We start from the raw sequence: 24526 nt of genomic DNA on the forward strand, positions 1-24526 counted from the left end.
GAACACGCTTGGAAGACATTCATCGGATTCTGGAAGCACTTCAGCAGTGCGGACAGCGCAGCGTGCTGGCGACCATTACCCGGGTGAAGGGCAGCGCCTACCGTAAAGAGGGCGCATCCATGCTGCTGTTCGAAGACGGAACGCAGATCGGCGTGCTGAGCGCCGGCTGCCTGGAAGCGGATATCGCAGCCCGCGTACCGGAGCTGTTGGCAGCCGTGGTTCCATGCACCTATACCTTCGACCTGGATGCTGCCGATCCGCTGTCCTGGGGGGAAGGACCGGGCTGCGGAGGCGTGATCCAGGTTACGGCTGTGGCCGTCGGCGACCAGCTGCGGGGGCATCTGCAGATGCTGAAGGAGTATTTGGACGATCAGACCGAAGTCATGCTGATTCTAAAAAATAGCGCGGACCCCTTGGCTGCCGGATACAGCTTTGTCACCAGCTCCAGGCACCGGTTTGGCGAATGGCCGGGGGCGTTTCCGGAGGCTCTGCTGGATTGGGCAGCTGCCCGGATGGGGTGGCGGAGCGGGATGCAGATCGTGCCGGGAGAGGCGGAGGAAGTATTCGTCCACACGTATTTCCCCAAACCCCGGCTGACCCTGTTCGGTGCGGGGCCGGATGCCAGGCCTTTGGCCTCCTTTGCGGCCGCCGCCGGATTCACGGTTACCGTCGCCGATTGGAGGGCAGCCCTGTGCGACCGAAGCTTTTTTCCGGATGCCCGCACGCTGCTTGACGGCTTCCCGGAGGAAACGGCCGGGCGGGTCCGGTGGACGCCAAACGATTACGTGGTCATCATGACGCATCACTTCCGGAGGGACCGGGAGCTCATCCGGATCCTCTCCGGCCATAACCTGGCATATGTCGGTCTCCTGGGCTCGAAACGCAGAACGCAGCGGCTTCTCGAAAGCGGCTCCCTGCCGGAGCAATGGCACGCCCCTGTTGGTTTGCCCATCGGAGCAGAAGGTCCGGAAGAGATCGCCTTCAGCATCGTGGCCGAATTAATCCAGGTGTACCGAACTTCCCGAAAGAGGCGCTTATCTTATGAAGCGACATAGTGTCCATGGCATTTATTTGGCGGCGGGGCAAAGCACCCGGATGGGAACGAATAAGCTTGGTCTGCCGCTGAGGGGGATTGAGCTTGGCAATCACGCTCTGCTTGCCGCAATGGAGGCCGGACTGGCGCATATATGGATCGTGACCGCCGAAGGGAAGGCGGATTGGATGGACGCAGCCCTTGGCAGCGACCGCTTTAGACCAAAGTGGACGCTTGTCCGCTGTCCGGATGCGCATTCAGGACAGGCGCATTCGATCCGGTGCGGGGTGGAGGCGGCGATGAATGCGGGGGCCGAAGCGGTTATGATTTTGCTCGCCGACCAGCCCTGCGTCACAGCTGCAATGATCAACGAACTGCTCTGCCGCTACGGTCAGACATCGGAACGGGAAGCGATTCATTTCGCCGCCGCGGAGTTCGGCGGTCTGGCGAGACCGCCGGTCATTTGCCACCGGCGGATGTTTCCGGAGCTGCTCCGGCTGCAAGGGGACCAGGGAGCCCGGCAGCTGATCCGTCACGGAAGGCCGGGGATCTCTGTCCCTTTCGAATCGCCGGATCTGTTCCTCGACGTGGACACGCCGGAGGACTACGGACTGCTGCGGGACAAGGAGAAAGCGGATTCCCCGCCAAAATCCTGAAGCAGCTGCCCGGCATTCATATACAGGGCGAGCGGGTATTGCTCCTGCTCCCAATGCGCCGGTGCCTGAATGCTCAAGCCAACCTTGCCGGCGCTGCCATCAGTGGAGATGCCGGGGCCTGTATGCCACCGCTTGATCACCTGGGCGAGTTCTTGCAGGTAGGCGGCCCATTGCAGCTGCTGCTCCCGGGTAAAATGGCCGGTCCGCGACCACTGCCCCAGCACCCGGATCATATCCGACAGATTGGCGTAGCCCGAACGCAGCTGCTCCATCTGCCGGGTCAGGCGGTTCAGCAGAGCGCGCTTCTTGGCGGCAAAAGGGTGGTACCGCAAGCTCTGGGCCGCCTTGTCCAGCTCGGTGGTCGCTTGGTGCAGCTCCTGAAACAGCGCCTGCCAAGTCCATTTCAGCGTTTGCGCTTCACTTGGAGGACATCCCTGCTCCACCCATTGCCCGGTCTTGATAAAATGACTTGCCAAATGGTCCGCGAAGCGGGTCATTTTTTGCTTGGCGGATGGGATGGAATCCGGAGGGAACAGCAGCGCCTGCACCAGTACGGCTAACACGGCGCCGATGATCGTATCCCGGATCCGGTCGATCGAATAGCTGGGCATTTTGTGCTGAAAGAACAGCACGAGCAGAATGCTGAGGGCCACCTGTGTCAACAAGGTGTGGTCCAGCTTCAGGCGCTGGATGGCAAAGGCCGCGACCAACAGGCACGCCCCGATGCTCCATCCGTTCAGGGGGAGCCATGGCGTTACGCAGAGCGTCAGCAGGACGCCGGCAACTGTTCCAAGAACACGCTGCCAGGCGAACTGCATCGATTGGCTGACCGTGGCCTGTACGGACAAAATCGCGGTCAGCGGGGCGAGATAAGGATGTGAAGAGCCCGCCCACTTTGCAGCCTCCCATGACAGCGCCGCAGCCAGCGGCATTTTCCAGACGACACCGCTGTTTTTGATCGTATTCCATAGATTGTCACTCATTGTTGTGCAGCTCCATTTTCCTTATTGTTGCTGCTATTGTTCCCATGGAATCAGGGGAGTAAACTCGCCGGGCAGGTGCGCTACTTTCTTTTTCGATAGCCGCTCGGGGTGGCCGATACGAATTTTTTGAACTGCCGCATAAAGTGGGTTTCGTTCTCATATCCGCACATCTTGGCGATGCCGCCGATGGAGAGGGAGCTGTTATCCAGCAAATACTTCGCATACTCGAGCCTGCTGTTGATCATGTCGGACGAGACCGAGCATCCGAACAAATCCTTGTACAGATGCTGAAAATAAGATTTGCTCAGGTTGACGCTTGCCGCGAGCTCGTCCAGGGAGTAGGAGGCCTGCGGTGAACGGTACAGCTCGCTGCGGATTTCCGACAGCTGGTGCAAATACCGGCCGGCATTTCCCTGGGCAGGGGGCAGGTGCCGCCAATTGGCGAGCTTCATCAGCAGGCTGCGCAGGTCCAGGTCGATAATTTCCAAACGGTGTGGCCCGCCCAGCCAGTTCACGTTTTGAAGCTCCATGATGCCCCGGGACACGGACGCCGGGTAAGCCGCTTCGGCCGGACGGTCAAGCGGAAGCTGAAGCTGCTGCAGATATGCGCCTAGCTCCGTTCCTTCGCAGTGGAACCAGTCGTTGACGAAGGGCTTCTCCAAGTCCCGGTACATGTAAGGAGTGCTGGGCTGCATCAAGATGTAAGCATTGTTATCCACGGTATAAGCCGTGCCGTCAATCACCACTTCCGCCTTGCTCCGAAAAAGGACAAAAGCGTAATTCCCGGCCCCGCTGCTGCGGTCGATCCGGATCCCGTCCGAGTGAACGAAGTTGTGCCCGCAGCTGACTAATTGAATCATAAATGCCTCCTCCATAAAAAGCACGATAGGTCAGTTTTTGGCCAGTATAAATCATTGTGGCATAACGTACAAGCTACTATACTGTGTGGGAGAAAACCGGGAAAGAGGAGGCTATTGGATGAGCAGCGTATTAAACGCAGACACGATTAAAGGCAAAATAAATAAAAACATTTACGGACACTTCTCGGAGCATTTGGGGCGGTGCATTTACGAAGGCATCTGGGTCGGGGAGGATTCGCCGATTCCGAACACGAACGGCATTCGCAATGACGTCGTGGAGGCGCTGAAGCAAATCCGGGTACCGGTGCTGCGCTGGCCGGGCGGCTGTTTTGCGGACGAGTATCATTGGAAGGACGGCATCGGACCGCGGGAAAACCGCAAACGGATGATTAATACCCACTGGGGCGGCGTGGTGGAGAACAATCACTTCGGTACGCATGAATTCATGGAATTATGTGCCCAAATCGGCTGTGAACCTTATATTAACGGCAATGTTGGAAGCGGTACCGTGCAGGAAATGTCGGAATGGGTGGAGTACCTGACCTTCGGAGGCGTATCGCCGATGGCAGAGCTGCGCGAAGAGAACGGGCGCGAACAGCCTTGGTCGGTCACCTATTTTGGCGTAGGCAATGAAAACTGGGGCTGCGGCGGCAACATGCGGCCGGAATACTATGCGGATTTGTACCGCCAGTACCAGACGTATGTCCGCAACTACGGGGACAACCGGATTCACCGCATCGCCTGTGGCCCGAACTCGGACGATTACAACTGGATGGACGTGCTGATGCGTGAGGCTGCACGGTATATGGATTCCATTACGCTGCACTATTATACCGTACCGGGAACGTGGGGGAACAAGGGGCCGGCTACCGGGTTCAGCCGCGAAGAATGGTTCACCACGCTGGAAAAGGCGCTGTTTATGGATGAGCTCATTACCAAGCACAGCACGATTATGGACAAATATGACCCTGACCAACGGATCGGACTGATCGTCGACGAATGGGGAACTTGGTATGACGTGGAACCGGGAACCAATCCGGGATTCCTGTATCAGCAAAACTCGCTGCGGGACGCGCTCGTGGCGGGACTAACCCTGAACATTTTCCACAAGCACTGCAACCGGGTGCGGATGGCCAACATCGCCCAGACGATCAACGTGCTGCAGGCGGTCATTTTGACCGAAGGCGAAAAAATCGCCTTGACCCCGACGTACCATGTGTTCGATATGTACAAAGTGCATCAGGATGCGGAGCTGCTGGATCTGAATCTGGAGAGCGGTACATACAGCGCCTTCGGACGGACTATTCCGGAAGTGACGGGAACCGCCTCGCGGGACGCCGAAGGAAAAATCCATATCAGCTTGTGCAATTTGAACGACGAGAGCGCTTCGACCGTAACGATCGACCTGCGCGGCATTTCGGCGGCATCGCTGACTGTGACCGGAACGACGCTGACCTCGGAGGAGCTGGATGCGCATAACACGTTTGAACAGCCCGACCGGATCGCACCGAAGCCGTTCGATGCGTTCAAGACGGATGGGACGCACCTGGTCGTCGAGCTGCCTTCCAAGTCGGTGACTGTGCTCGAACTGGTCTAAGTAAGTCTGCTTTGGGCTTGCCGCGAATAAGGATCCAAGACGGACTAATAACGACATTCAAGATTAAAATCAAGGCCGATATTTCCGATATGTTCGGAGATTCGGCCTTTTTTGCATTGCAGGGAGCCCTGGCGGCTGGGTTCAGGGATGTTGATGAAATCCGTTTCATCGGTGTCATGGATCTGTTATGATTACATAGATTGAACTAAAGTTAAGCATTGAGCTTCCCTTTTATAACGGACCATTACGGGCAATATCATTCATTTCTTTAGTTCATTCTATGTAACATTGACTATTTCAGAAAGAGGAAGGTTCGCATATGACACCTATCACCATTTACGATATCGCCAAAGAAGCCAACGTATCGGTATCCACCGTATCCCGGGTGCTTAACGATACCGCGCCGGTGCGTGCCAGCACACGGGAAAAGGTGATGGCGATCATCGAGAAGCACCAATTTCAGCCGAATGCGCTTGCCCGCAGCCTGATCAAGAAAGAGACCGGTACGATTGCGATCATTCTGCCGGACATCACGAACCCGTTTTTTCCGGAAGTGTTCTGGGGAGCGGAGAACGAGGCGCGGGACAAGGGGTATACATTCTTCCTGTGCAATACCGGCGGGGATCACAGCAGGGAATCCGAGTATTTGACGATTCTCCGGGAAAAGCGGGTCGACGGCATCATCTTTCTCGGCGGCAGAATCAATCTGCAGCACTGTCCTGAAGAGATGGCGCAGGAATTGATCGAAGCCGGCAAGCATCTGCCGATCGTGCTCGTGAACGGAAACATTGCCAAGAGCGGCCTGCATCGTATATACACCGACGAAGCGGCTGGTGCCGTCCTGGCCACCCAGCATCTGCTTGACCTCGGACACCGGGAAATCGCCTTTGTGGGCGGGCTGAAGGAAATGGCCACCACCATGGTCAAGGTGAAGGCCATCCAGAAAAAGCTGAAGGAGCACGGGCTGGAAATCCCGAAAGAACGGCTGATGCTGGGCGACTTTTCCATCGATTCGGGAAAAGAGCAAATGGCCAGGCTGCTGGAGCAGCAAAATCCGCCGACGGCGGTCATTTGCGTCAACGACTATACAGCCATCGGAGCAATCAAGGCGACGATTGAGCACGGACTGTCCATCCCGGGCGACATATCCATCGTCGGATATGACGACACGCCGCTGGCGAGCGCAGTCATCCCGGAGCTGACAACCGTCTCCCAAAACACATATCAGCTGGGCAAGCTGGCGGTCGATCTGCTTCATGACCTCATAGGCGGAGGTAAGACCAAAAAGCAGACGGCGCTTCAGCCGGAACTGATCGTCAGACAAAGCACCGGGCCGGCCCGCCGGTAACGCACGCGCATGGCCCTCAAAAAGAAAGCGTTGACATCCGGGGAAATGCTGGAATATAATGATCGAGGAATGAAACCCCTTTCATTAAATGGATCGGGTTTTCTATTCCGGCTTTATGAAACCCATTTCATGAAATGGGTTTCAATATGATCATTTGTTTCGTCTGCTGTCGTTGAACTTTATTTGAGGGGGAGTAACAGGTGAAAAGAAGAAGCTTTGGAATCATTTCTTTATTGGTGTTGTCGATGCTGATCGGTCTGACCGCGTGCGGAAGCAAGGGCAGCGGGACTTCGGCGGAGGGCGGGGCTGGGACAAGCGGCAAGAAGGTCGATCTGTCCATGACGATCTGGGGCTCCGAGGATGAGAAGAAGATTTATCAGGAACGCCTTGATATCGTGAAGAAAACCTATCCCGACATTAACGTCAAGCTGAACCTCGTGGCCGGGGATTACGATCAGAAGGTGCAGACGATGATTGCGGGCGGAACCGCACCGGACATCATGATGATCGCGGAGAACTACCAGGCCTATGCCTCAAAGAATCAAATCATTCCGCTGGATGAGCTGATTCAGAAAAACAACGTCAATATGTCCGAGCGGTACACAGATGATATTGCGAACCTGATGAAATACGACGGCAAGCAGTACGGTATGCCGGACCGGGCAGGGGCCATGGTTCTCTTTTACAACAAAGACATGTTCGATAAAGCCGGCGTCTCCTATCCAACGAAGGATTGGAAGCAGGAAGACCTCCTGAACGCCGCCCAGAAGCTGACCATCAAGGAAAACGGCAAAACCGTGCAGTGGGGCTACTACCCGGGCTCCTGGTGGCCGCAGTGGATGCAGCTGATTTACCAGAATGGAGGCTCACTGCTGGATGCCGACAATAAGCCGACCTTTGACACCGAACCGGTACGCAAGGCGCTGCAATTCCTGAATGACCTGACCTTCAAGTTCGGCGCCGGCCCGACGCCGACCGAGATCGCTGACATGGGCAACATCGGTGCCGATCCGCTGTTCGCTCAAGGCAAAATCGCCATGGAAACGACCGGCTTCTGGAACATCGGCTCGCTGGCCAAGGTGCAGGGCATCAACTGGGATATCGCGCCGATCTGGGGTGAGACCAACGCCTTCTTCAACGGCTTTACGATTACGAACGCATCCAAGCATAAGGAAGAAGCCTTCAAAGTGATCGAGGCGCTGACCACGCTCGATGCGCAAATGCCGATGATCGAAAAAGGGCAGGATGCTCCGGCTACGAAGGCGGGACTGTCCAGCGACAAATTCCTGAACGCCGAATACGGCGGCAAGAAGATCAACATGGCGGCCTTCAGCGAATCCAAAATTTATGCGGAGCCTCTCAATCCGCAGTGGAACGAAATGATGAAGGTCATTAACGACAAGCTGGGCGTGTACTTTAACAACAAAGCTTCGCTGGACGACACGGTGACTTCGATTCAGAGCGGCCTTGAGAAAATTTACAAGTAGGATGACAGCTGGGGAGCGGGCAAGTTCCGGCAGCCGCCGGGGCGGCCTTCTCCCTTCATCACAGGAGGGCTTGACGTGGGAAAACGGGAAGGAAAATGGTTTTACCTGTTCATTTCGCCATGGCTGATCGGGTTCATCGGACTTACCCTGGGCCCGATTTTATTTTCCATTTACATGAGCTTCACGGATTGGGACCTGTTCCAGTCGCCGCATTTTATCGGTTTCGGCAACTACAAGACGCTGCTGACCGACGATCCGCTGTTCTGGAAATCGGTAGGGAATACCTTCTTCTATGCGCTGATCTCGATTCCGGTCGGGATGGCCATCTCGCTGTGGATTGCTTATTACCTCAACAAAAAGCTGAAAGGCATTACGTTCTTCCGCATCTTGTTCTATCTCCCGTCCGTCGTGCCGGTGGTAGCGAGCTCGCTGCTCTTCATCCATCTGCTTGCGCCGACCGAAGGGTTGATCAACAAGGGGCTGGCGATCTTCGGCATCCACGGACCGGCCTGGCTGTTGGACCCGCATTGGGTCAAGCCCGCGCTGATCGTGATGTCGCTGTGGGGCGTGGGCGGCGGCGTGGTGCTGCTGCTGGCTGGCATGAAAGGAGTACCCCAGGAGCTGTACGAGGCGGCCGCGATCGACGGGGCGCGCAGCACGCAGTCCTTTTTCCACATTACGTTCCCCATGCTGACGCCAGTGATTTTCTTCAACCTGGTGACCGGGATCATCGGGGCGCTGCAGACCTTTGCCCAGGTGTTTATCACGACCGCCGGGGGGCCGGACAACTCAAGCCAGATGGTGGTGCCGTACCTGTTCCAGAACGCCTTTCAGTTCTACAAAATGGGCTACGCTTCGTCCATCGCCTGGGTGCTGTTCATCATGATCATGGCGCTGACGCTGCTCGTCTTCCGCTCATCGGCGCTGTGGGTGCATTACGAGGAGGGGAAAGCCAATGAGTAAGATATCCCATGTTGAAAAAGCGATAGCCTACATTTTTCTGATCGTTGTGGGCGTGCTGCTGGCCTCTCCGTTTCTGTACATGATCTCGATTGCGCTGGCCAGCGACGAGACGACGGTCAAATCGGCTTTTACGTTCGTTCCGGCCGAGTTCGAATGGTCGAACTTCGTGACGATCTTTTCCAATAACAATCTGGGCCTGTATCTGAAAAATTCCCTCATCATTACGGTCATTACGATCATCGGCTCGGTGCTGTCCGCCTCGGTCGTATCTTACGGCTTTGCGCGGATCAAGGCGAAGGGCAGTAAAATCCTGTTCGTGGTGCTGCTGAGCACGATGATGATACCGGGAGAAGTGACGATGGTTCCGCAGTTTATCATTTTCCGCAACCTGGGCTGGGTCAATACGTTCTATCCGCTGATCGTACCGAGCTTTTTCGCCGGGGCGTTTAATGTGTTCCTGATCCGGCAGTTCGTGATGGGCATTCCCAAATCGCTGGACGAAGCGGCGATGATCGACGGTATGGGCCATCCGGGCATCTACTGGAAAATCATTATGCCGCTGACCTACCCGATCCTGGCGGCCATCGCCATTTTCTCGTTCTCCTGGAACTGGGGCAATTTCATGGGCCCGCTCATTTATATCAACGATCCGGAAAAAATGCCGCTCGCGCTGGGCGTGCAGCTGCTGACGACGGTTGGCGGAGGGCAGATGCCGCCGTGGAACCTGGTCATGGTCGCCTCGCTGTTCCTGACGATTCCGATGGTGCTGGTGTACTTGTTCGGCCAGCGGTTCGTGTACGAGGCTAACATCAGCGGCGGCAGCAGCGGCATCAAGTAAGGGGGAAGGCGTAGTGCCACAGCCCGGCAGGAAAAGAAAACGAATGATAGGATTAGCAGCCGCCGGCCTGGTGCTGGCGGTCATCGCAGGAGGAGGCATGCTGATGAACTCGGCAAAGGATATCGAAGGCACAGAGCCGGCAGCGTTTGAAAGCGAGCTGGTGCATCTGATGCCGGAGGAAGCATACGAAGGTTTTGAAGGCTGGGGAACGTCGCTGGCCTGGTGGGCCAATGTGCTCGGCGGCTGGAAGGACAAACAGAAGGAAAACGAGGTGATGGACCTGCTCTTCGATCCGGATCGGGGGCTTGGCCTTACAATCGTTCGTTATAACATCGGCGGCGGAGAGAATCCGGAACTGAAGGAGCTCCGCCCAGGGGGCGACGTGCCTGGTTTTCAGCCGGAAAAGGGGCAGTGGGACTGGGAGGCTGACGCCAACCAGCGGTCGGTGCTGCAGGGAGCGCTGAAGCGCGGGGTGACGATCGCCGAGGCGTTCTCCAATTCGCCGCCTTACTGGATGACGGTCAGCGGATCGGTGACCGGAGCCGTCGACGGGGGCAACAATCTGAAGGATGATCAGTACGACGCCTTTGCGGACTATTTGACTGAAGTGGTGAAAAGGTACCGCGACGAGTGGGGCATTACGTTCCGGACGCTCGACCCGCTGAACGAGCCATCCTCGAACTGGTGGAAAAAAGGAAATATTCAGGAAGGTGCCCATTTCTCAACCGATAAGCAGGCGCTGCTTATCCGCAAAGTCGTGGCGTCCCTGGCAAGCAAAGGGCTGACCGGGACCGGCGTCAGCGCCGCCGACGACAACAGCATCGACGAAACGGTAGAGAATCTGCTGGCCTATGATCCGGAGACGCTGGACGCCATCTCGCAGATCAACACCCATTCCTATAACGGGAGCCGGATGGAGGAACTGCGGGAGCTTGCCGGCAAGCTGGGCAAACCGCTGTGGATGTCCGAATACGGGACCGGGGGCAGCGAGCCGCACAGCCATGAGGATATGTCTTCGGTGCAGGAGCTGGCGGAGCGCATCATGTTCGACTTGAAAGTGATGAAGCCTGCGGCCTGGGTGTACTGGCAGGCGGTCGAGGACGAAGGGGCGGGCAACAACTGGGGATTTATCCATGCTGGCTTCACCGGCGAAGAGCAGTATGCCATGACCAAGCAGTATTATGGCATGGCCCAATTCAGCAAGTTTATCCGGCCGGGAGCAACGATCATTCCGACAGACGACGGCCGGACGCTGGCTGCTTACGACGAGGAGCGCGGCAGGCTGGTGCTTGTCGTCCGCAACGAGCTTTCGGAGAAGAAAGTAGCATTTGACTTGAGCGGTTACTCCTATCCGGCATCAGCGGTGGCGGAAGTGTACCAAACCTCGCCGGACCGAAATTTGGAGCGGCTTGATGACCTGAAGACATCACCCGTCGGACTGGAAATCACCGCAGCGGATAACTCCGTCAGCACCGTCGTGATCGACGGCGTTTCACCCAAGCTGAACCCGTAACGGTTATTTCCGGCCCGAACGAATTGCCGCGGAGGATGCCGGGGGACTTCGTCATGCGAAAAGAAACCGGTTAGCGTCAGAACAGCAACAGCATCTATAGAAGAGAAGCTAGAAGAAAGAAGGGGTTTATGGTGGCAGAACAATCAACCGCATCGTTAACCGATCCGCACCGTGAAGCGGCTGCGCCGGAGCTGGCGTATGACCGCCGCAGCTTTGTGCTGAACGGGGAGAGGATATTTCTAAACAGCGCGTCCGTGCATTATTTCCGCATGCCCCGCAGCGAATGGCGGGAGGTGCTAATGAAGGCAAAGCTCGCCGGCATGAACTGCATCGATACGTATTTCGCCTGGAATGTGCACGAGCCGCAGGAAGGGGTATGGGATTTTGCGGGCGACCGCGACTGCAAGGCGTTTTTGGACCTGTGCGCCGAGCTTGAACTGTGGGTCATTGCACGGCCGGGTCCTTTTATTTGCGCCGAATGGGACTTCGGCGGATATCCGTGGTGGCTCGGCACGAAGGAAGGGATAAAGTTCCGCCTGGTTAACGAAACCTATTTGCACTACACCGACCTGTACTTCGACCGCATCGTACCGGTCATCCGGGACCGTCAGATCAGTCACGGCGGAACGGTGATTCTGGTGCAGGTGGAGAATGAATACGGCTACTTGGCGGACGATGAGCAGGCTGGGGGATACATGCAGTATTTACGCAATGGCCTGCTGGAACGGGGCATAGACGTGCCGCTGATCACCTGCGTGGGCGGTGCGGAAGGTACGGTCGAGGGAGCCAATTTCTGGTCGGGAGCGGACCGGCATTATGCGGAACTCCGGGCCAAGCAGCCCGATACGCCGAAGCTGGTGACGGAGTTCTGGACAGGCTGGTTCGAGCATTGGGGCGGGCCGTCGGCCACGCAGAAAACCGCGCCGCTGCTCGAAAAGCGGATGATGGATATTATCCGTGCCGGCTTTACGGGAATCAGCCATTACATGTTTTTCGGCGGAACCAACTTCGCCGGATATGGCGGAAGAACGGTAGGAGCAAGCGATATTTATATGGTTACTTCGTACGACTATGACGCCCCGCTGAATGAGTACGGCCGCATCACGGAGAAGTATGCCTCGGTCAAAAAGCTGTCTTACTTTTTGCACGCCTTCCGCGCATTTCTGCTGCAGGCCGAAGCATTGACGGAGCAGGAGGTTCCGTTTCCGCGGCATCCCGGTGGGTATTCGGTCCGGGGACGGGGCTCCGGCAAGGGAAACATGTGGTTTGTGGAAAGCCATCAGGAAGAACGGGAAACGGTACATTTGACGCTGGATGGAGGCGTCACTGTCCCGGTTTCGGTCCATCCCGGAGAAATCGCTCCGGTGCTTGACCGGATCCCGATTGGCGAGGGGATTCATCTCACGTCGGGTTCCCTCCTCATAGGGAACGAAATCGTAGGGAAGGAGCTGACCTTGTTCGTTGCGGCGGACCGGGGGCAGCGCTCCTGTGTCGTGATTGAGGCGGCCGAACCCGTCGCTATCACGGATAACGGTGCTAACGCCCTGAGCGAAAGCACTGCTGACGGGAGAGGGCTGCGGCTCGATATGTGCCATTTCGAAGAGCCTGGCATCATCCGCATCTCGGCGGGGGAACAAAGCATCCGCTTTGTCGTGCTGACCGGCGATGCGCTCAACCGGACGTGGCGGATCGAGGGACGTTCCGGCGAAGGTGTACGTTATGCCGTCGGACTTGACGATATCGATGTTGGTAAGGACGGCCGGGTTCAAGGCACCGCAGCTGATCCGGAGCGCAGCGTGCTGCTGCTGGGGCATTGGGCCGGAGGCGAGCGCTGCGTCACCGCCGGTGAGTTCCAGATGCGGGAGCCGTCCAGGCCCGGGCTGCCCCAGCTCCCTGCCGCTGCATGGGAGAGCTCGCCGATTGAGCTGCAGGCGGTGGTGGCGGAGGAAGGCGCTGTCCTTACGGGAAATCCACAGGATTTTGGACGGTTTGGGCAGGATTACGGGTACCTGCTGTATGCCTGCGACTTTGACAGCGAACAGGCCGGCGAAGACTGCCTGATCCTGCCGGACCTTCAGGATACGGCGCGGGTGTACAACAACGGGGCGGAGCAGGCGCTGGTCCGCCAAGTGGGGGCTGCTGCCGTCCCGATAAAGACAGTCCAAGGGACCAACCGGCTGCAGATTCTGGTGCAGCACATGGGACGGCTAAACTTCTCACCTTATCTTGGCGAGACCAAAGGACTCACCGGCCCGGTATACCGGGGCGGCCGCGTGCTGGACCTTCGCCGCGGTTGGCATGGCGAAGACGAGACGGTCTTCCATCTGGACGAAGTGAGCCATCCATCCGGCGTCCCCCTGCTGCGGAAGGAATTCGAGCCCGGCGCCATGGACCGGGCCATCATCGCCGGCGCGGTCAGCCAAGGGCTGCGCATCAACGGTACTCCGGTTGAGCTGGAAGGTTACCATGACTGGTTCGCGTTTTGTACCGTCGACATCTCCAGGTATGTAAAGCCGGGGGAAGTCAATGTGATCGAAATGCCTTATGCATCTTCACCGCTGAACCGTTTGGATCTGATCATGTTCCGGAGTGCGGACCACTTGGAGAACTGGTCCATGGCCGGGGCCGGCTTGCTTGGACCGGGTGCCTGGAAGGCGGTCGATGCAGCCGCTGAAACGGGCATGGACGGAGGGCCGGTTTGGTACCGGTGGCGATTCCGCCGGCCGTTGTGGCCAAGCGGATACAACATTCGCTTGAAGCTGCGGTTAACGGGCATGAGCAAGGGGCTTATCGTACTAAACGGGCATGATCTGGGACGCTTCTGGCAGATCGGTCCCCAGGAGGATTACAAAGTTCCAGCGGATTGGCTGCGGGAAGATAACGAGCTGCTTCTGTTCGATGAGGAAGGCAGGCACCCCGGGCAGGTCAGGCTGATGTTTGACGGGCCGTCCCGGCAGCCATGGTTCGTGTTGGAATAATAAAAAAGCAATCTCCACAGCGCTGTCGTGAACAGCCCCGGAGATTGCTTTTGTTGTAGTTTCGTCGTTATTTCAGTTTCAGAATGCCCGTTGTGTCGAGCAGCACGAGCAGCACCAGAATCGGCGCCACATAGCGGAGCATGAACAGCCATACCCGGAACCATCCCGATTTGAGGCCAGCCGCTTCGGCAGCACCTTTCCAGAAGTACCCGGCGAAAATGGTGGTGATCAGCCCGCCGACCGGCAGCAAAATGTTGGATGTAATGAAGTCGAGCCAGTCAAAGAAGTTTTTGCTGCCCATTTCCGACAGACCCGGCACGATGCCGAAGGACAGCGCGGACGGAAGGCCGAGCAGCAGCACGAGCACGCTGATGATGATCACCGATTTCGTACGGCCCCATTTCCAGCGGTCCATCAGGTACGTTACCGGCACTTCCAGCAGCGATACCGCCGACGTCAAGGCGGCGATTGCCAGCAGGACGAAGAACAGACCACCGAAGAACGCACCGAACGGCATGGCCGAGAAGGCGGCCGGCAGGGCGATGAACACCAGACTTGGCCCGGAGTCGGGCTCGATACCGAACGAAGCGGTCGTCGGGAAAATGATCAGCCCAGCAACGAACGCATAGATCAGGTCGCCAGCGCCGATGGCGATCGTGGCGGACCCCAGAGACTGGCGCTTGTCCACATAAGCACCATACGTAAGCAGGATGCCCATTCCCAACGAAAGGGAGAAAAAGGCATGTCCCAAAGCGACTAGCGCCGATTCCGGGGTCAGCTTGGAGAAGTCTGGATTCAAGAAGAACGATACGCCTTCACCCGCGCCAGGCAGGGACACGGCACGAATCATCAGGACGATGAGCAGGATGATCAATCCCGGGATCAGCACTTTGTTGAACTTTTCGATACCGCCGGAAATCCCTTTGACCACGACAAAGCCGGTAATCAGGATAGCGACAGCTTGCCATACGATCGGCATGTAGCCGCCGATAAACGAATTGAACTGTCCTTTGAAATCCGGATTGCTGTACAGGTGTCCGCTGAAAGACTGCACGGCGTAATGCAGCGTCCAACCCGCGACGATGACGTAGAAAGTCAGAATCAGAAAAGGCGCGATAACCTGCAGCAGGCCGAGACGGCCGAACACTTTGCTGCCGCCCGCTTTCACAAACGAAGTGGCCGCACTGCCTCTGCCCGCGCGTCCGATGGCAAGCTCAGCAAGCAAAACAGGTAAACCAATGACGATCAAGCACACGATAAAGAGCAGAAAGAAGGCTGCGCCGCCGTTTTGTCCGGTGATGTACGGAAATTTCCACATATTCCCGAGACCCACAGAGCTCCCGATGGCGGCCAGGATAAAGCCTGCGGATGAAAACTGGTCTTTTTTTCCTGATGCCGCTGGGTTTTTTGGTGGTGTAGTCATAGATGTTCCCCCAGTTTATTTTTGAAAGTTCATTCTATTATAATTTAACGTCCCCGTAAAGGCATAGGAAATTTAATTTCACCCAATTAAAACAGCACGATTCCCGCAACGCCCGAGCATACGATGACGGTCACCGGATGCAGTTTGTATCTGGTGATCGCGACAAACGCCAGTACACCGATCAGCAGCGTGGCGAAGGTCGTCCAGTGATAGATGGCTTCCGACGGATTGGGGAAACCGAAGTGGATGGCCGCATAGACGATAAGTCCGGTAATGATCGGCCGGAGGCCGTAAAAGGAGGATTTGACCCAGGGGTTAGCATTCATTCGATAAAAGAAAGCGGCAATCAGGATCACAATGAGCAGGGAAGGCAGAACGATACCGGCGGTAGCGGTAACGGCTCCAGCAAGGCCCGCGGTCTGGTAACCGATCAGCGTCGCGCTGTTGGTTGCGATCGGGCCGGGCGACATGCCCGCAATCGATACGGTCCGCTGAAATTCCCCGGTACTCAGCCACCCGTGCTGCTGCACTTCGTACTGGATCATCGGGATGACCGCATAACCTCCGCCGAAGGAGAGAAACCCGATTTTTAAAAATGAGACAAATAACTGCCAGAACAGCATGGGACGCCTCCTAGATGTAATATTCGATGACGGACTCGTTCTCCTCGCCTGCCCTCTCGGTGTGAACCGGAAGCCCCAGCCGCTTCTTCAGCCGGATAACGGTGATGCCGAGCACCAGCCCGACCGCAATTAGAACCATGGGGTTCAGTCCGGTCAGCAGAAGCAGGGCCAGGGAGCCGGCGGCGGTAATGATGGTCGTCCGGTCAAACAGAGCATTTTTGCCCATTTTGAACGCGGCCACTGCGATCAGTCCGATGACAGCGCCGTGAATGCCTTTGAAGGCGGCCTGGACTTTGGGTTCTTCGCGGAACATCGAGTAGAACACGCTCAGCAGAAAAACGATGATGAACGTAGGGAGTGTTATGCCCAGCGTGGCCGCCAGAGCGCCGGGGATTTTGCCCAGCCGGTATCCCAGAAAAGCCGAAGCGTTTACCCCGACGCCGCCGGGCGCCGAACCCGCGAGCGACATTAAATCGCTCATTTCCTGGCGGTTCATCCATTTGCGTTTATCGACGAATTCCTTCTCGATCATCGGCATCATGGCGTAACCGCCGCCAAATGTCGCCGGACCGATTTTGAAAAAAATCCAAAACAATTGAAGCAGCAGGTACGCTTTCGATGTCTTGTCGGTATGCACAACACGTCACCTCGAGTTAAATTCTGTCTGTATTATAACATCTTTTATTCAAAATGAAATTAACTTATTTGAAAATAGGCTAGAAGATATCGAAAGGGAAGTGAAGCACGTAGTAACCGGGGATTGGGATCTCGGCTGCGGTATGTTTGCTGGAACTTTGTAATGTCGAGGGATTTAGTGGGTTTTTCGCATGTCGTATAGAAGAACATCCAATCGAAGCTAGTATCCAAAAAAAGGATTTAAACCAAGCGGACTGCTCGACTTTATTCCATAATAGAATTAACTTAAGAGCGGATGACAAGCCGGCCGCCGATTATGACGAGTCTTACTGGGACCGGCTGATCTCAGTACATTTGACGGGCACAGCCTTGTGCATGAAGGATATGCTTCACCAGATGCTCAAACACGGGAACGACGATTCACGTCGACGCTGGATATACTTCCCGTTAATCGTTCCTGAATAAATCAGTCGCTGGACAATTTAAATGCAGGTGCTCTGGAAACCGGGGAGACTCCCCGGTTTTTTGGTTTGAGGCAGCTGGTACCCTGTGAAGAATTGGGAAAAGGCTGCTTTTTTTGAACGCCCATGGCTGGAAAAATCCTTTGCTGGCCGGACAAATCACCAGTTTTTTGGGAAAAGTGTACGCCGGAACACCCAGATGTACCTGTTCAGAAAATGAGGAAGTCCCTATCATCAGCAGTATAGAAAGCGCTGTCATTTCGTGTTCGGTGGCCGGCCGTCTGTGGCGTCAGCGTCCTGGAAGCCAGCATCCGTCAAGCGGTCCGAAATAAGGTCATCCGTAAAACGCGAAGGCGCCTCTAAGTTTTTCATGCTGGGAGGAGATGATGGAATGATGATGAAGCTGTTGGGAAGGAAGATGGGGCTTATCCTGCTGGTGATGCTGGTACTGGTGCAGACCGGATGGGCTGGACAAAAGCTCAACGTGGCCGAAGCGGCAAACAAGGAATTGGCCCAAAAGCCGTACATGGGCTGGAGCAGCTACAGTATGCAGGTGTATGATTCTGCGGGCAACTGGACGTCGGCGGAGAGCATCAAGAAGCAGTCCGACGCGATGCGTGACAAGCTGCAGTCCCACGGATACAACTACATCAATATTGACGCGGGCTGGAACGGAGACATGGACGAATACGGCAGGCCGATTCCGAGCACGAAACTGTATCCGAACGGATTTCAGGAGGTCATCGATTACGTGCACCATAACGGGCAGAAAATCGGTATTTATCTGATTCCCGGCCTGTCGATTGATGCCTATAAGCAAGATCTCGAAGTTTATGGGACGGGCGGCGCCTGCCGGGTCCGCGACATTGCGGCACAGCCGCTCAAGATCGTCGATGCCTGGAACTCGTACACGTACAAAATCGACTTCAGCAACCCGTGTGCGCAAAAGTATGTGGACTCCATTGCCGACATGCTCGGGGATTGGGGGATCGATTTCGTTAAATTCGACAGCGTCACGCCGGGATCGGGCAACAACAACCTGAACCTCGACTCCCGCGGGGACGTGAAGGCCTGGTCCGAGGCGCTGGCACGCCACGACATTTGGTTCGAGATCTCGTGGGCGCTGGACCACAACTACGTGGACTTTTGGAAAAAGTATGCCAACGGCTGGCGCATTCAATGGGATGTGGAAGCCTATGACAGCAATGTGGGGCTGACGCAGTGGGCCAATATCGCCCGCCTGTTCCCAGATGCGGCCGTGTGGTGGAGGGACGCCGGGCCGGCCACCGGCTGGAACGACTTTGATTCCCTGAACGTCGGTAACGGCTCGATGGACGGCTTGACCAAAGACGAACGCCAGACGGCCATGACATTCTGGGCGATATCGGCGGCGCCGCTCTATATCGGCAACGATATGACCCGGCTTGACGACTATGGGCTCAAGCTGCTGACCAACGACGAGGTGATCGCCGTCAATCAGGCGGGGCGCCCTGCCCATCCGGTATCGATGGACACCCAACAGCAGGTGTGGTACGCCAACAACGGTGACGGTACTTACAGCGTCGCCTTGTTCAACCTGGGCAGCCGCAGTGCCGAAGTCAAGGTCAGCTGGAAGGACATTGGTCTGACAGGCTCGGCCAAGGTAAGGGACTTGTGGAGCCATTCAGAGCTGGGAACTTTTGATGACGGATACGCAGCCGTTTTGGAGCCACATGCCTCCCGAATGTTCAAGGTAACGGCTGTCCAAGGAACGTCGGCGGTCAATGACGACGACACGGGCATCCGATATACCGGAGACTGGCAGCGGAACGGTGGCTATGAGCAGACGCCTGCCGTGCAAAATCTGGCTGTGACGATTAAAGACTCCGCATCTATACAGGGCGTAGGGTCCGAGCAAGACACAGGCGGCGTTCAACCGGAGGCTGCAGGTGGAGCTCAACCGGAAGGAGGAGTGGCCGTTCAATCGGAGGAAGCTGGTGACGGTCAGCAGGAAAACGCAGGCGGCGTTCAGTTGGATGCCGCGAGTGATATTCAGCCGGATGGCGCCGGCCAATCCGTTGCCGAGCAGCCTGATGCAGCCGCGGGCAACCAGACTTCTGACTCCGGAGAGGCGATTTCCAGCTCCTCGGACAAGAGCGCAGCGGATGTCCCTGCTTCCGCAGAAGCGACGGTCACTCATTCGGTGTATATCAACGATAATGATCTTGGAATTACATACAGCGGCAGCTGGTCATCACAGGGAGGCCGGTCTGCGGGTGATTATAAAGGGGATGTTCATTTTACCGAAACGGACGGCGACTTCTTCGAGTATGCCTTTAACGGCAGCGGTATTGACCTGATTACGGAGAAGGATCCGGAGCAAGGAGATGTAGACGTCTATTTGGACGGAGCGGCTGAACCGGAAACGGTCAGCACGTATACGGAAGGCAGCAAGCAGGCGCAGCAGGTGGTGTACACCGTATCGGGACTTCCGGAAGGTCCGCATACGATCAAGGCGGTCAAAAAAACGGGCAAATATATGCTGCTGGACGCGCTGAAGGTGACGGCAAGCCATCTGATCGACCCGGTGTCCGCCAGCTATGACAGGGAGAGCGCCAATCCGTCCGACCTGACTGTGAATCTGACGCTCGGGAGCGGTTCGCTTACGGCCATTCAGAACGGCGCCGATGTGCTGAAGAAAGGCATCGATTATACGGTAAGCGGCGGCACGGTAACCATCAGTAAAGCTTATCTTGCCAAGCAGCCGGAGGGTCCGGCGTCGCTTAGCTTTATGTTTGAAGGTGGAGACAGCGAGGTGCTGAGCGTGGACATCCGCGGCAAAGCAGCGCAGAACAGCTCGATCGAACCGAAGGAGACCAACTTCGACAAAAGCGCCGGCCAGCAGCAGGACTTGTCCGTGAAGCTGGATCTGAACGGCAACACCTTGACCGCCGTGGAATACGAGGGGCAGGCTTTGACGGAGAATGAGTATGCCGTCGATCAGGACACGGTGACGATCAAAAAGGAATTTTTGGCGGGGCTGCCGGGTGGCGACATCATGCTCAAATTTATGTTCAGCGCTGGCGATCCCCAGACGCTGACCGTCCATATAACTGGGGCGGAGACGGTGCGCTATACGACTCTGAACGATGACGATCCGGGTATTGTTTATCATGGAGCCTGGAACCGCAGCACCGGAAGGAACTTCGGTGACTACAAGGACGATGTGCACTATACGGAAGCCAACGGTGATTTCTTTGAGCATACGTTCCGGGGAACGGGCATCCAGTTTTTTACCGAGATCGACCCGTCGCAGGGAGACATGGATATTTACCTGGACGGCGAGTTTAAGAAAACCGTGAGCTCATTCAGCGAGCAGCGCCAGCCGCAGCAGAAACTGTACAGCGTGAGCGGGCTGAAGGAAGGGTTTCATACGCTGAAGGTCGTGAAGAAATCCGGCCGCTTCATGCTGGTGGATATGCTCAAGGTTGAAATCCCCGACTTGATCAGCCCGGTATCGGCCGTGTTCGACAAGTCCGCCGCGAACCAGAAGGATGTGGCGGTCACCTTGCTGCAGCAGCCGCAATTGTTCAGCGGCATAGCGAACGGGAAGAACCGGCTCGTCGAAGGAACCGATTATACGGTTGAAGGCAGCCGGGTGATTCTAAGCAAAGCTTATCTGGCCGCCCAGCCGGCCGGAACGCTGCAGCTGGCATTCGCGTTCGATGGGGATTATCAGAACGACGTGCATTATACGGCAGCGAACGGCGATGAACTCGCCTATACGTTCAAAGGGACGGGCGTGGAGTTGGCGGGTCCCGTTGGACCGGCTCTGGGAGACATCGACGTGTACGTGGATGGCGTGCTGAAGAAGACCGTCAGCGCCCACAGCGATCAGCGCCTGGTATTACAGCCTTTATACCGTATTTCCGGTTTGACTGACGGAACACATACGTTGAGGGCGGTGAAAAAATCGGGCGATCTGATGCTCGTGGACCAGCTGAAATTCACTGTGCCTGCGGCGGGCACAGGCCCGGTAGATCCCGGCACGCCGAACCCGCCAACAGGGCCGCCCGGTCCAACAGCACCTGGCCCGGGATCAAGCTCGGGGGGATCATCGTCAGGAGCGGCAGCGCCTCCGTTCACACCTGAACCCGGGGCTCAGGACGATACTCCGAATGAGCGGCATACCGCATATATTCAGGGATATCCGGACAGCACCTTCCGGCCGGATCAGCCGGTTACGCGCGCCGAGATGGCGGCCATTCTGTCCAAAGCGGCTCCGCAGGCAGCAGGCGATAAGGCCGGCACGGCAGCCAGCACGTTCCGCGACGTGAAGGACGGCTTCTGGGCCGGGAAAGCTATTGCTGCCGTAACGGGTGCGGGCTTGATGAAGGGTTATGAAGACGGCACCTTCAAGCCGGAAAAGGCTATCACACGCGCCGAAATGGCCACGCTGGCCAGCCGGCTGAAGCCGGGTGCTTCCGCGGCGGGCAGCGGCTTCCGCGATACCGCGGGCCACTGGGCGGAGAGCGCTATCGCGAAGGCGCAGGGATCCGGCATTCTGAACGGCTACCCGGACGGCACCTTCCGCCCGTCCAAGGCGCTGACGCGCGCGGAGGCGGTAACGGCACTGAACCGCGCGCTCGGCCGCGGGCCGCTCTATGGAACGGCCGCGCTGCCTTGGAGCGATGTGCCTGCTGCGTATTGGGCGTATGAGGATATCGCCGAAGCTTCGCTGGATCATCCGGTGAAGGCAAGAAAAGCAGGCGGGGAAGAGTGGGCTGGGGAGGCGGTTAAACAGCAGTAAAAATATACATCATCTAGGAGTCTGAATCCCAGATCCCTTGGAAAATGATCTGTTGAATGCAGCAGGCCGTCGAAACACCGGCGGCCTGCATGTTGTATACGATGCTGAAAAAATACTGGACTACTCGTTCCAGTTCGTATATACTTGTGCTCAAAGGGAGGTGGCGCCGATGGGACGCACCAAAGAATTTGACCGGGATCAAGTGCTCCGCAAAGCGATGACGGTGTTCTGGAAGAAAGGTTACGAAGCGACGAGCATACCGGATTTGCTGGAAGCGATGGGTCTTAGCCGTTCCAGTTTGTATGAAACGTTCCAGGATAAGCAGTCCCTGTATTACGAGGCGATCCAGCACTACAAAAAGATGTCGCAAAGAAAGCGGGATGTGTTAATCGCCGCTCCTACCGCCATTGAGGGCATCCGGCAGTATTTCGAGATTCATATCACGAGTGCTTTTGCCGCGCAGGACGAAGTCCTTCCCAATGGATGCATGATTACGAACGCAGCCCTGAGTTTCGACGCCATGGACGAACCGCTGCAGAACATGGTCAAGAATAGCTTTGATGAACTGGAACGGCTGTTTTACGAAAAATTAAAGAGAGGGCAGGAGACCGGAGAAATTTCTCCCGACAAAGACATTCGTCTCTTATCGTTCATGCTGCTCAATCTCAACCACAGCGTTAACGTGGTGGCGAAAATTCAGCAGGACAGCACGAAGGCGCGGGAGATGATCGAAATGGTGCTGGGCATGCTGTAACGAAGCCTCTGCTTCCTGATCGGCAACAAAAACTTCCGCTAGCGGTCCGACTTCTGCGAAGAAACGTCGGCAGGCATTTTTTTAGCTATATCGGAACGACTGTTCCGAAAAATGAATTTCTGACAAAAAATATTTTTTTGTTAAAAAACATGGGCGGACTGTTCCTAAACTGGAACGATTGTTCCGAAAAAGGGATGCCTTACAAACAAAGGAGAAATGTTATGAGTACCATCGCAAAAGAAAAGCCTCAGGCCGCTGCCGTTTCATCTTGGATCAACCTGATCCTCGCCGTCGCTTGCGGCATCATCGCTGCCAACCTGTATTATGCCCAGCCTCTCGTAGGATCGATCAGCTCAGCCCTGGGATTATCCTCCGGGGCGGCGGGATTGATCGTCACCTTAACTCAAATCGGTTACGGAATCGGCCTGTTATTGATCGTGCCCTTAGGAGATTTGCTCGAAAACCGCAAGCTTGTGGTCACCCTGCTGATCTTTAACGTGGTTGTGCTTCTCATCGCTGCTGAAGTCCGTAACGCGGCTTTGTTTCTTGCGGCGTCGCTTTTTATCGGCGTAGGGTCCGTTGCCGCCCAGGTTCTGGTTCCTTATGCAGCCCATCTGTCTCCTGAGGAAACGCGGGGGCGCAATGTGGGGAATGTCATGAGCGGCCTGCTCCTTGGCATCATGCTCGCCCGTCCGGCGGCCAGCTTGGTGGAAGACTTCCTTGGATGGCACGCCATCTTTATTCTGTCCGCCGTTCTGATTCTCGTGCTTGCGCTGGTGCTGGCCAAGGCGCTTCCGGCAAGACGTCCGCAAACATCCATCAGTTACCCGGAGATCCTGTCGTCGATGCTGAAGCTGCTGAAAACGACGCCGATTTTGCGGCGCAGAGCTCTTTACCACGCGTTTCTGTTTGCTTCCTTCAGCCTGTTTTGGACAACGGTTCCTATGCTGCTGGTCAGCCCGGCATTTCATTTTTCCCAGACAGGGGTCGCCCTGTTCGCCTTGGTAGGGGTAGCCGGAGCGGCGGCTGCGCCGGTTGCCGGCCGCCTTGCCGATAAAGGGTGGATCCGTCCCGGTACAGGGATCGCCCTTGGGCTTGCGGTCGTTTCCATGCTCCTGCCTATTGTGATCCATGGCGGTTCCCTGCTATCCATCATCAGCCTGGTCGTGGCCGCCATTGTACTGGATATGGCTGTTTCCGCCAATCTGGTGCTCGGGCAGCGCTCCATTTTCGCACTGGGTGCAGAGCTTCGCAGCCGGCTGAACGGCTTGTTCATGGCTATCTTTTTCGCCGGCGGGGCTATTGGTTCCGCAGTAGGCGGATGGGCGTATGCACAAGGCGGATGGGAAGCGGCCATATGGCTTGGCGTTCTTTTTCCGGTGCTTGCTTTGCTCTACTTCTTAACGGAAAAAAAAGAAGCGAGATAACAAGTTTGGTATCATCCGGAAGATCGCTGCTGGATTTCTCAAAAAAAACAACCGTACAAGGGGACTGACCCCGTTGATAAGACAGGGATCAAAACACCTTGCACGTTTAAGCAGCCAGTCGTCGATCATTAATCGGCGACTGGCTATTTAGTTTCGC

At 56.5% G+C, this 24526-nt stretch carries 17 protein-coding genes; 12 read left to right on the forward strand and 5 right to left on the reverse strand.

Annotated elements, in window-relative coordinates:
• Window positions 1–8: 8 nt before the first annotated feature.
• Both GCU45_RS27080 and GCU45_RS27085 read left to right on the forward strand, forming a co-directional pair.
• Window positions 9–1055 carry an XdhC family protein gene (locus GCU45_RS27080; protein ID WP_152401933.1) on the forward strand — a complete coding sequence of 349 codons (1047 nt, stop codon included), beginning with the start codon at window positions 9–11 and terminating at the stop codon, window positions 1053–1055.
• Entirely contained in the window at window positions 1042–1689 is a 648-nt protein-coding gene (locus GCU45_RS27085; RefSeq protein WP_152401935.1) for a nucleotidyltransferase family protein, read from the forward strand. The genes GCU45_RS27080 and GCU45_RS27085 overlap by 14 nt, the downstream gene beginning before the upstream one ends.
• On the opposite strand, the gene GCU45_RS27090 is transcribed toward GCU45_RS27085, so the two are convergent.
• Entirely contained in the window at window positions 1638–2672 is a 1035-nt protein-coding gene (locus GCU45_RS27090) for an FUSC family protein (RefSeq protein WP_152401938.1), read from the reverse strand. The two genes, GCU45_RS27085 and GCU45_RS27090, sit on opposite strands and share 52 nt — an antisense overlap.
• 80 nt (window positions 2673–2752) lie before the next feature.
• Window positions 2753–3532 (reverse strand): helix-turn-helix domain-containing protein, encoded by a 780-nt coding sequence (locus GCU45_RS27095; protein WP_089546387.1) that lies wholly within the window; start codon window positions 3530–3532, stop codon window positions 2753–2755.
• Between the two features lie 118 nt (window positions 3533–3650).
• Between GCU45_RS27095 and GCU45_RS27100 the strand changes: the two genes are divergently transcribed.
• From GCU45_RS27100 to GCU45_RS27130, 7 genes are all read left to right on the forward strand, one after another.
• Window positions 3651–5129, forward strand: coding sequence for an alpha-N-arabinofuranosidase (locus tag GCU45_RS27100; RefSeq protein ID WP_152401939.1), 1479 nt, complete (start codon window positions 3651–3653; stop codon window positions 5127–5129).
• A gap of 319 nt (window positions 5130–5448) precedes the next feature.
• Entirely contained in the window at window positions 5449–6477 is a 1029-nt protein-coding gene (locus tag GCU45_RS27105; protein ID WP_152401941.1) for a LacI family DNA-binding transcriptional regulator, read from the forward strand.
• Between the two features lie 200 nt (window positions 6478–6677).
• A complete protein-coding gene (locus tag GCU45_RS27110; protein WP_244364294.1) occupies window positions 6678–7964 on the forward strand; it encodes an ABC transporter substrate-binding protein in 1287 nt (428 codons plus the stop codon).
• Between the two features lie 75 nt (window positions 7965–8039).
• On the forward strand, window positions 8040–8927 hold the full coding sequence (locus tag GCU45_RS27115) for a carbohydrate ABC transporter permease (RefSeq protein ID WP_089546390.1): 888 nt from the start codon (window positions 8040–8042) through the stop codon (window positions 8925–8927).
• On the forward strand, window positions 8920–9765 hold the full coding sequence (locus GCU45_RS27120) for a carbohydrate ABC transporter permease (RefSeq protein ID WP_152401943.1): 846 nt from the start codon (window positions 8920–8922) through the stop codon (window positions 9763–9765). Before GCU45_RS27115 ends, GCU45_RS27120 begins: the two co-directional genes overlap by 8 nt.
• 43 nt (window positions 9766–9808) lie before the next feature.
• A complete protein-coding gene (locus GCU45_RS27125) occupies window positions 9809–11278 on the forward strand; it encodes a glycoside hydrolase family 30 protein (protein ID WP_152401945.1) in 1470 nt (489 codons plus the stop codon).
• Window positions 11279–11406: 128 nt separating this feature from the next.
• Entirely contained in the window at window positions 11407–14256 is a 2850-nt protein-coding gene (locus GCU45_RS27130) for a beta-galactosidase (protein WP_152401947.1), read from the forward strand.
• 67 nt (window positions 14257–14323) lie between these two features.
• On the opposite strand, the gene GCU45_RS27135 is transcribed toward GCU45_RS27130, so the two are convergent.
• From GCU45_RS27135 to GCU45_RS27145, 3 genes are all read right to left on the reverse strand, one after another.
• Window positions 14324–15679 carry a sodium-dependent transporter gene (locus GCU45_RS27135; RefSeq protein ID WP_152401949.1) on the reverse strand — a complete coding sequence of 452 codons (1356 nt, stop codon included), beginning with the start codon at window positions 15677–15679 and terminating at the stop codon, window positions 14324–14326.
• An 86-nt stretch (window positions 15680–15765) separates the two neighbouring features.
• The gene (locus GCU45_RS27140; protein WP_084203786.1) at window positions 15766–16302 is read right to left on the reverse strand and encodes a chromate transporter; all 537 of its coding nucleotides are present in this window, start codon (window positions 16300–16302) and stop codon (window positions 15766–15768) included.
• A 10-nt stretch (window positions 16303–16312) separates the two neighbouring features.
• Window positions 16313–16939 (reverse strand): chromate transporter, encoded by a 627-nt coding sequence (locus tag GCU45_RS27145; RefSeq protein WP_152401952.1) that lies wholly within the window; start codon window positions 16937–16939, stop codon window positions 16313–16315.
• Window positions 16940–17790: 851 nt separating this feature from the next.
• Between GCU45_RS27145 and GCU45_RS27155 the strand changes: the two genes are divergently transcribed.
• From GCU45_RS27155 to GCU45_RS27165, 3 genes are all read left to right on the forward strand, one after another.
• Entirely contained in the window at window positions 17791–22188 is a 4398-nt protein-coding gene (locus GCU45_RS27155) for a X2-like carbohydrate binding domain-containing protein (RefSeq protein WP_208837078.1), read from the forward strand.
• 169 nt (window positions 22189–22357) lie between these two features.
• Window positions 22358–22942 carry a TetR/AcrR family transcriptional regulator gene (locus tag GCU45_RS27160; RefSeq protein WP_152401955.1) on the forward strand — a complete coding sequence of 195 codons (585 nt, stop codon included), beginning with the start codon at window positions 22358–22360 and terminating at the stop codon, window positions 22940–22942.
• Window positions 22943–23163: 221 nt separating this feature from the next.
• A complete protein-coding gene (locus GCU45_RS27165; protein ID WP_152401957.1) occupies window positions 23164–24369 on the forward strand; it encodes an MFS transporter in 1206 nt (401 codons plus the stop codon).
• Window positions 24370–24526: the final 157 nt, after the last annotated feature.

This window comes from Paenibacillus cellulositrophicus (genome assembly GCF_009363095.1).
Lineage (GTDB): Bacteria > Bacillota > Bacilli > Paenibacillales > Paenibacillaceae > Paenibacillus_AQ > Paenibacillus_AQ favisporus.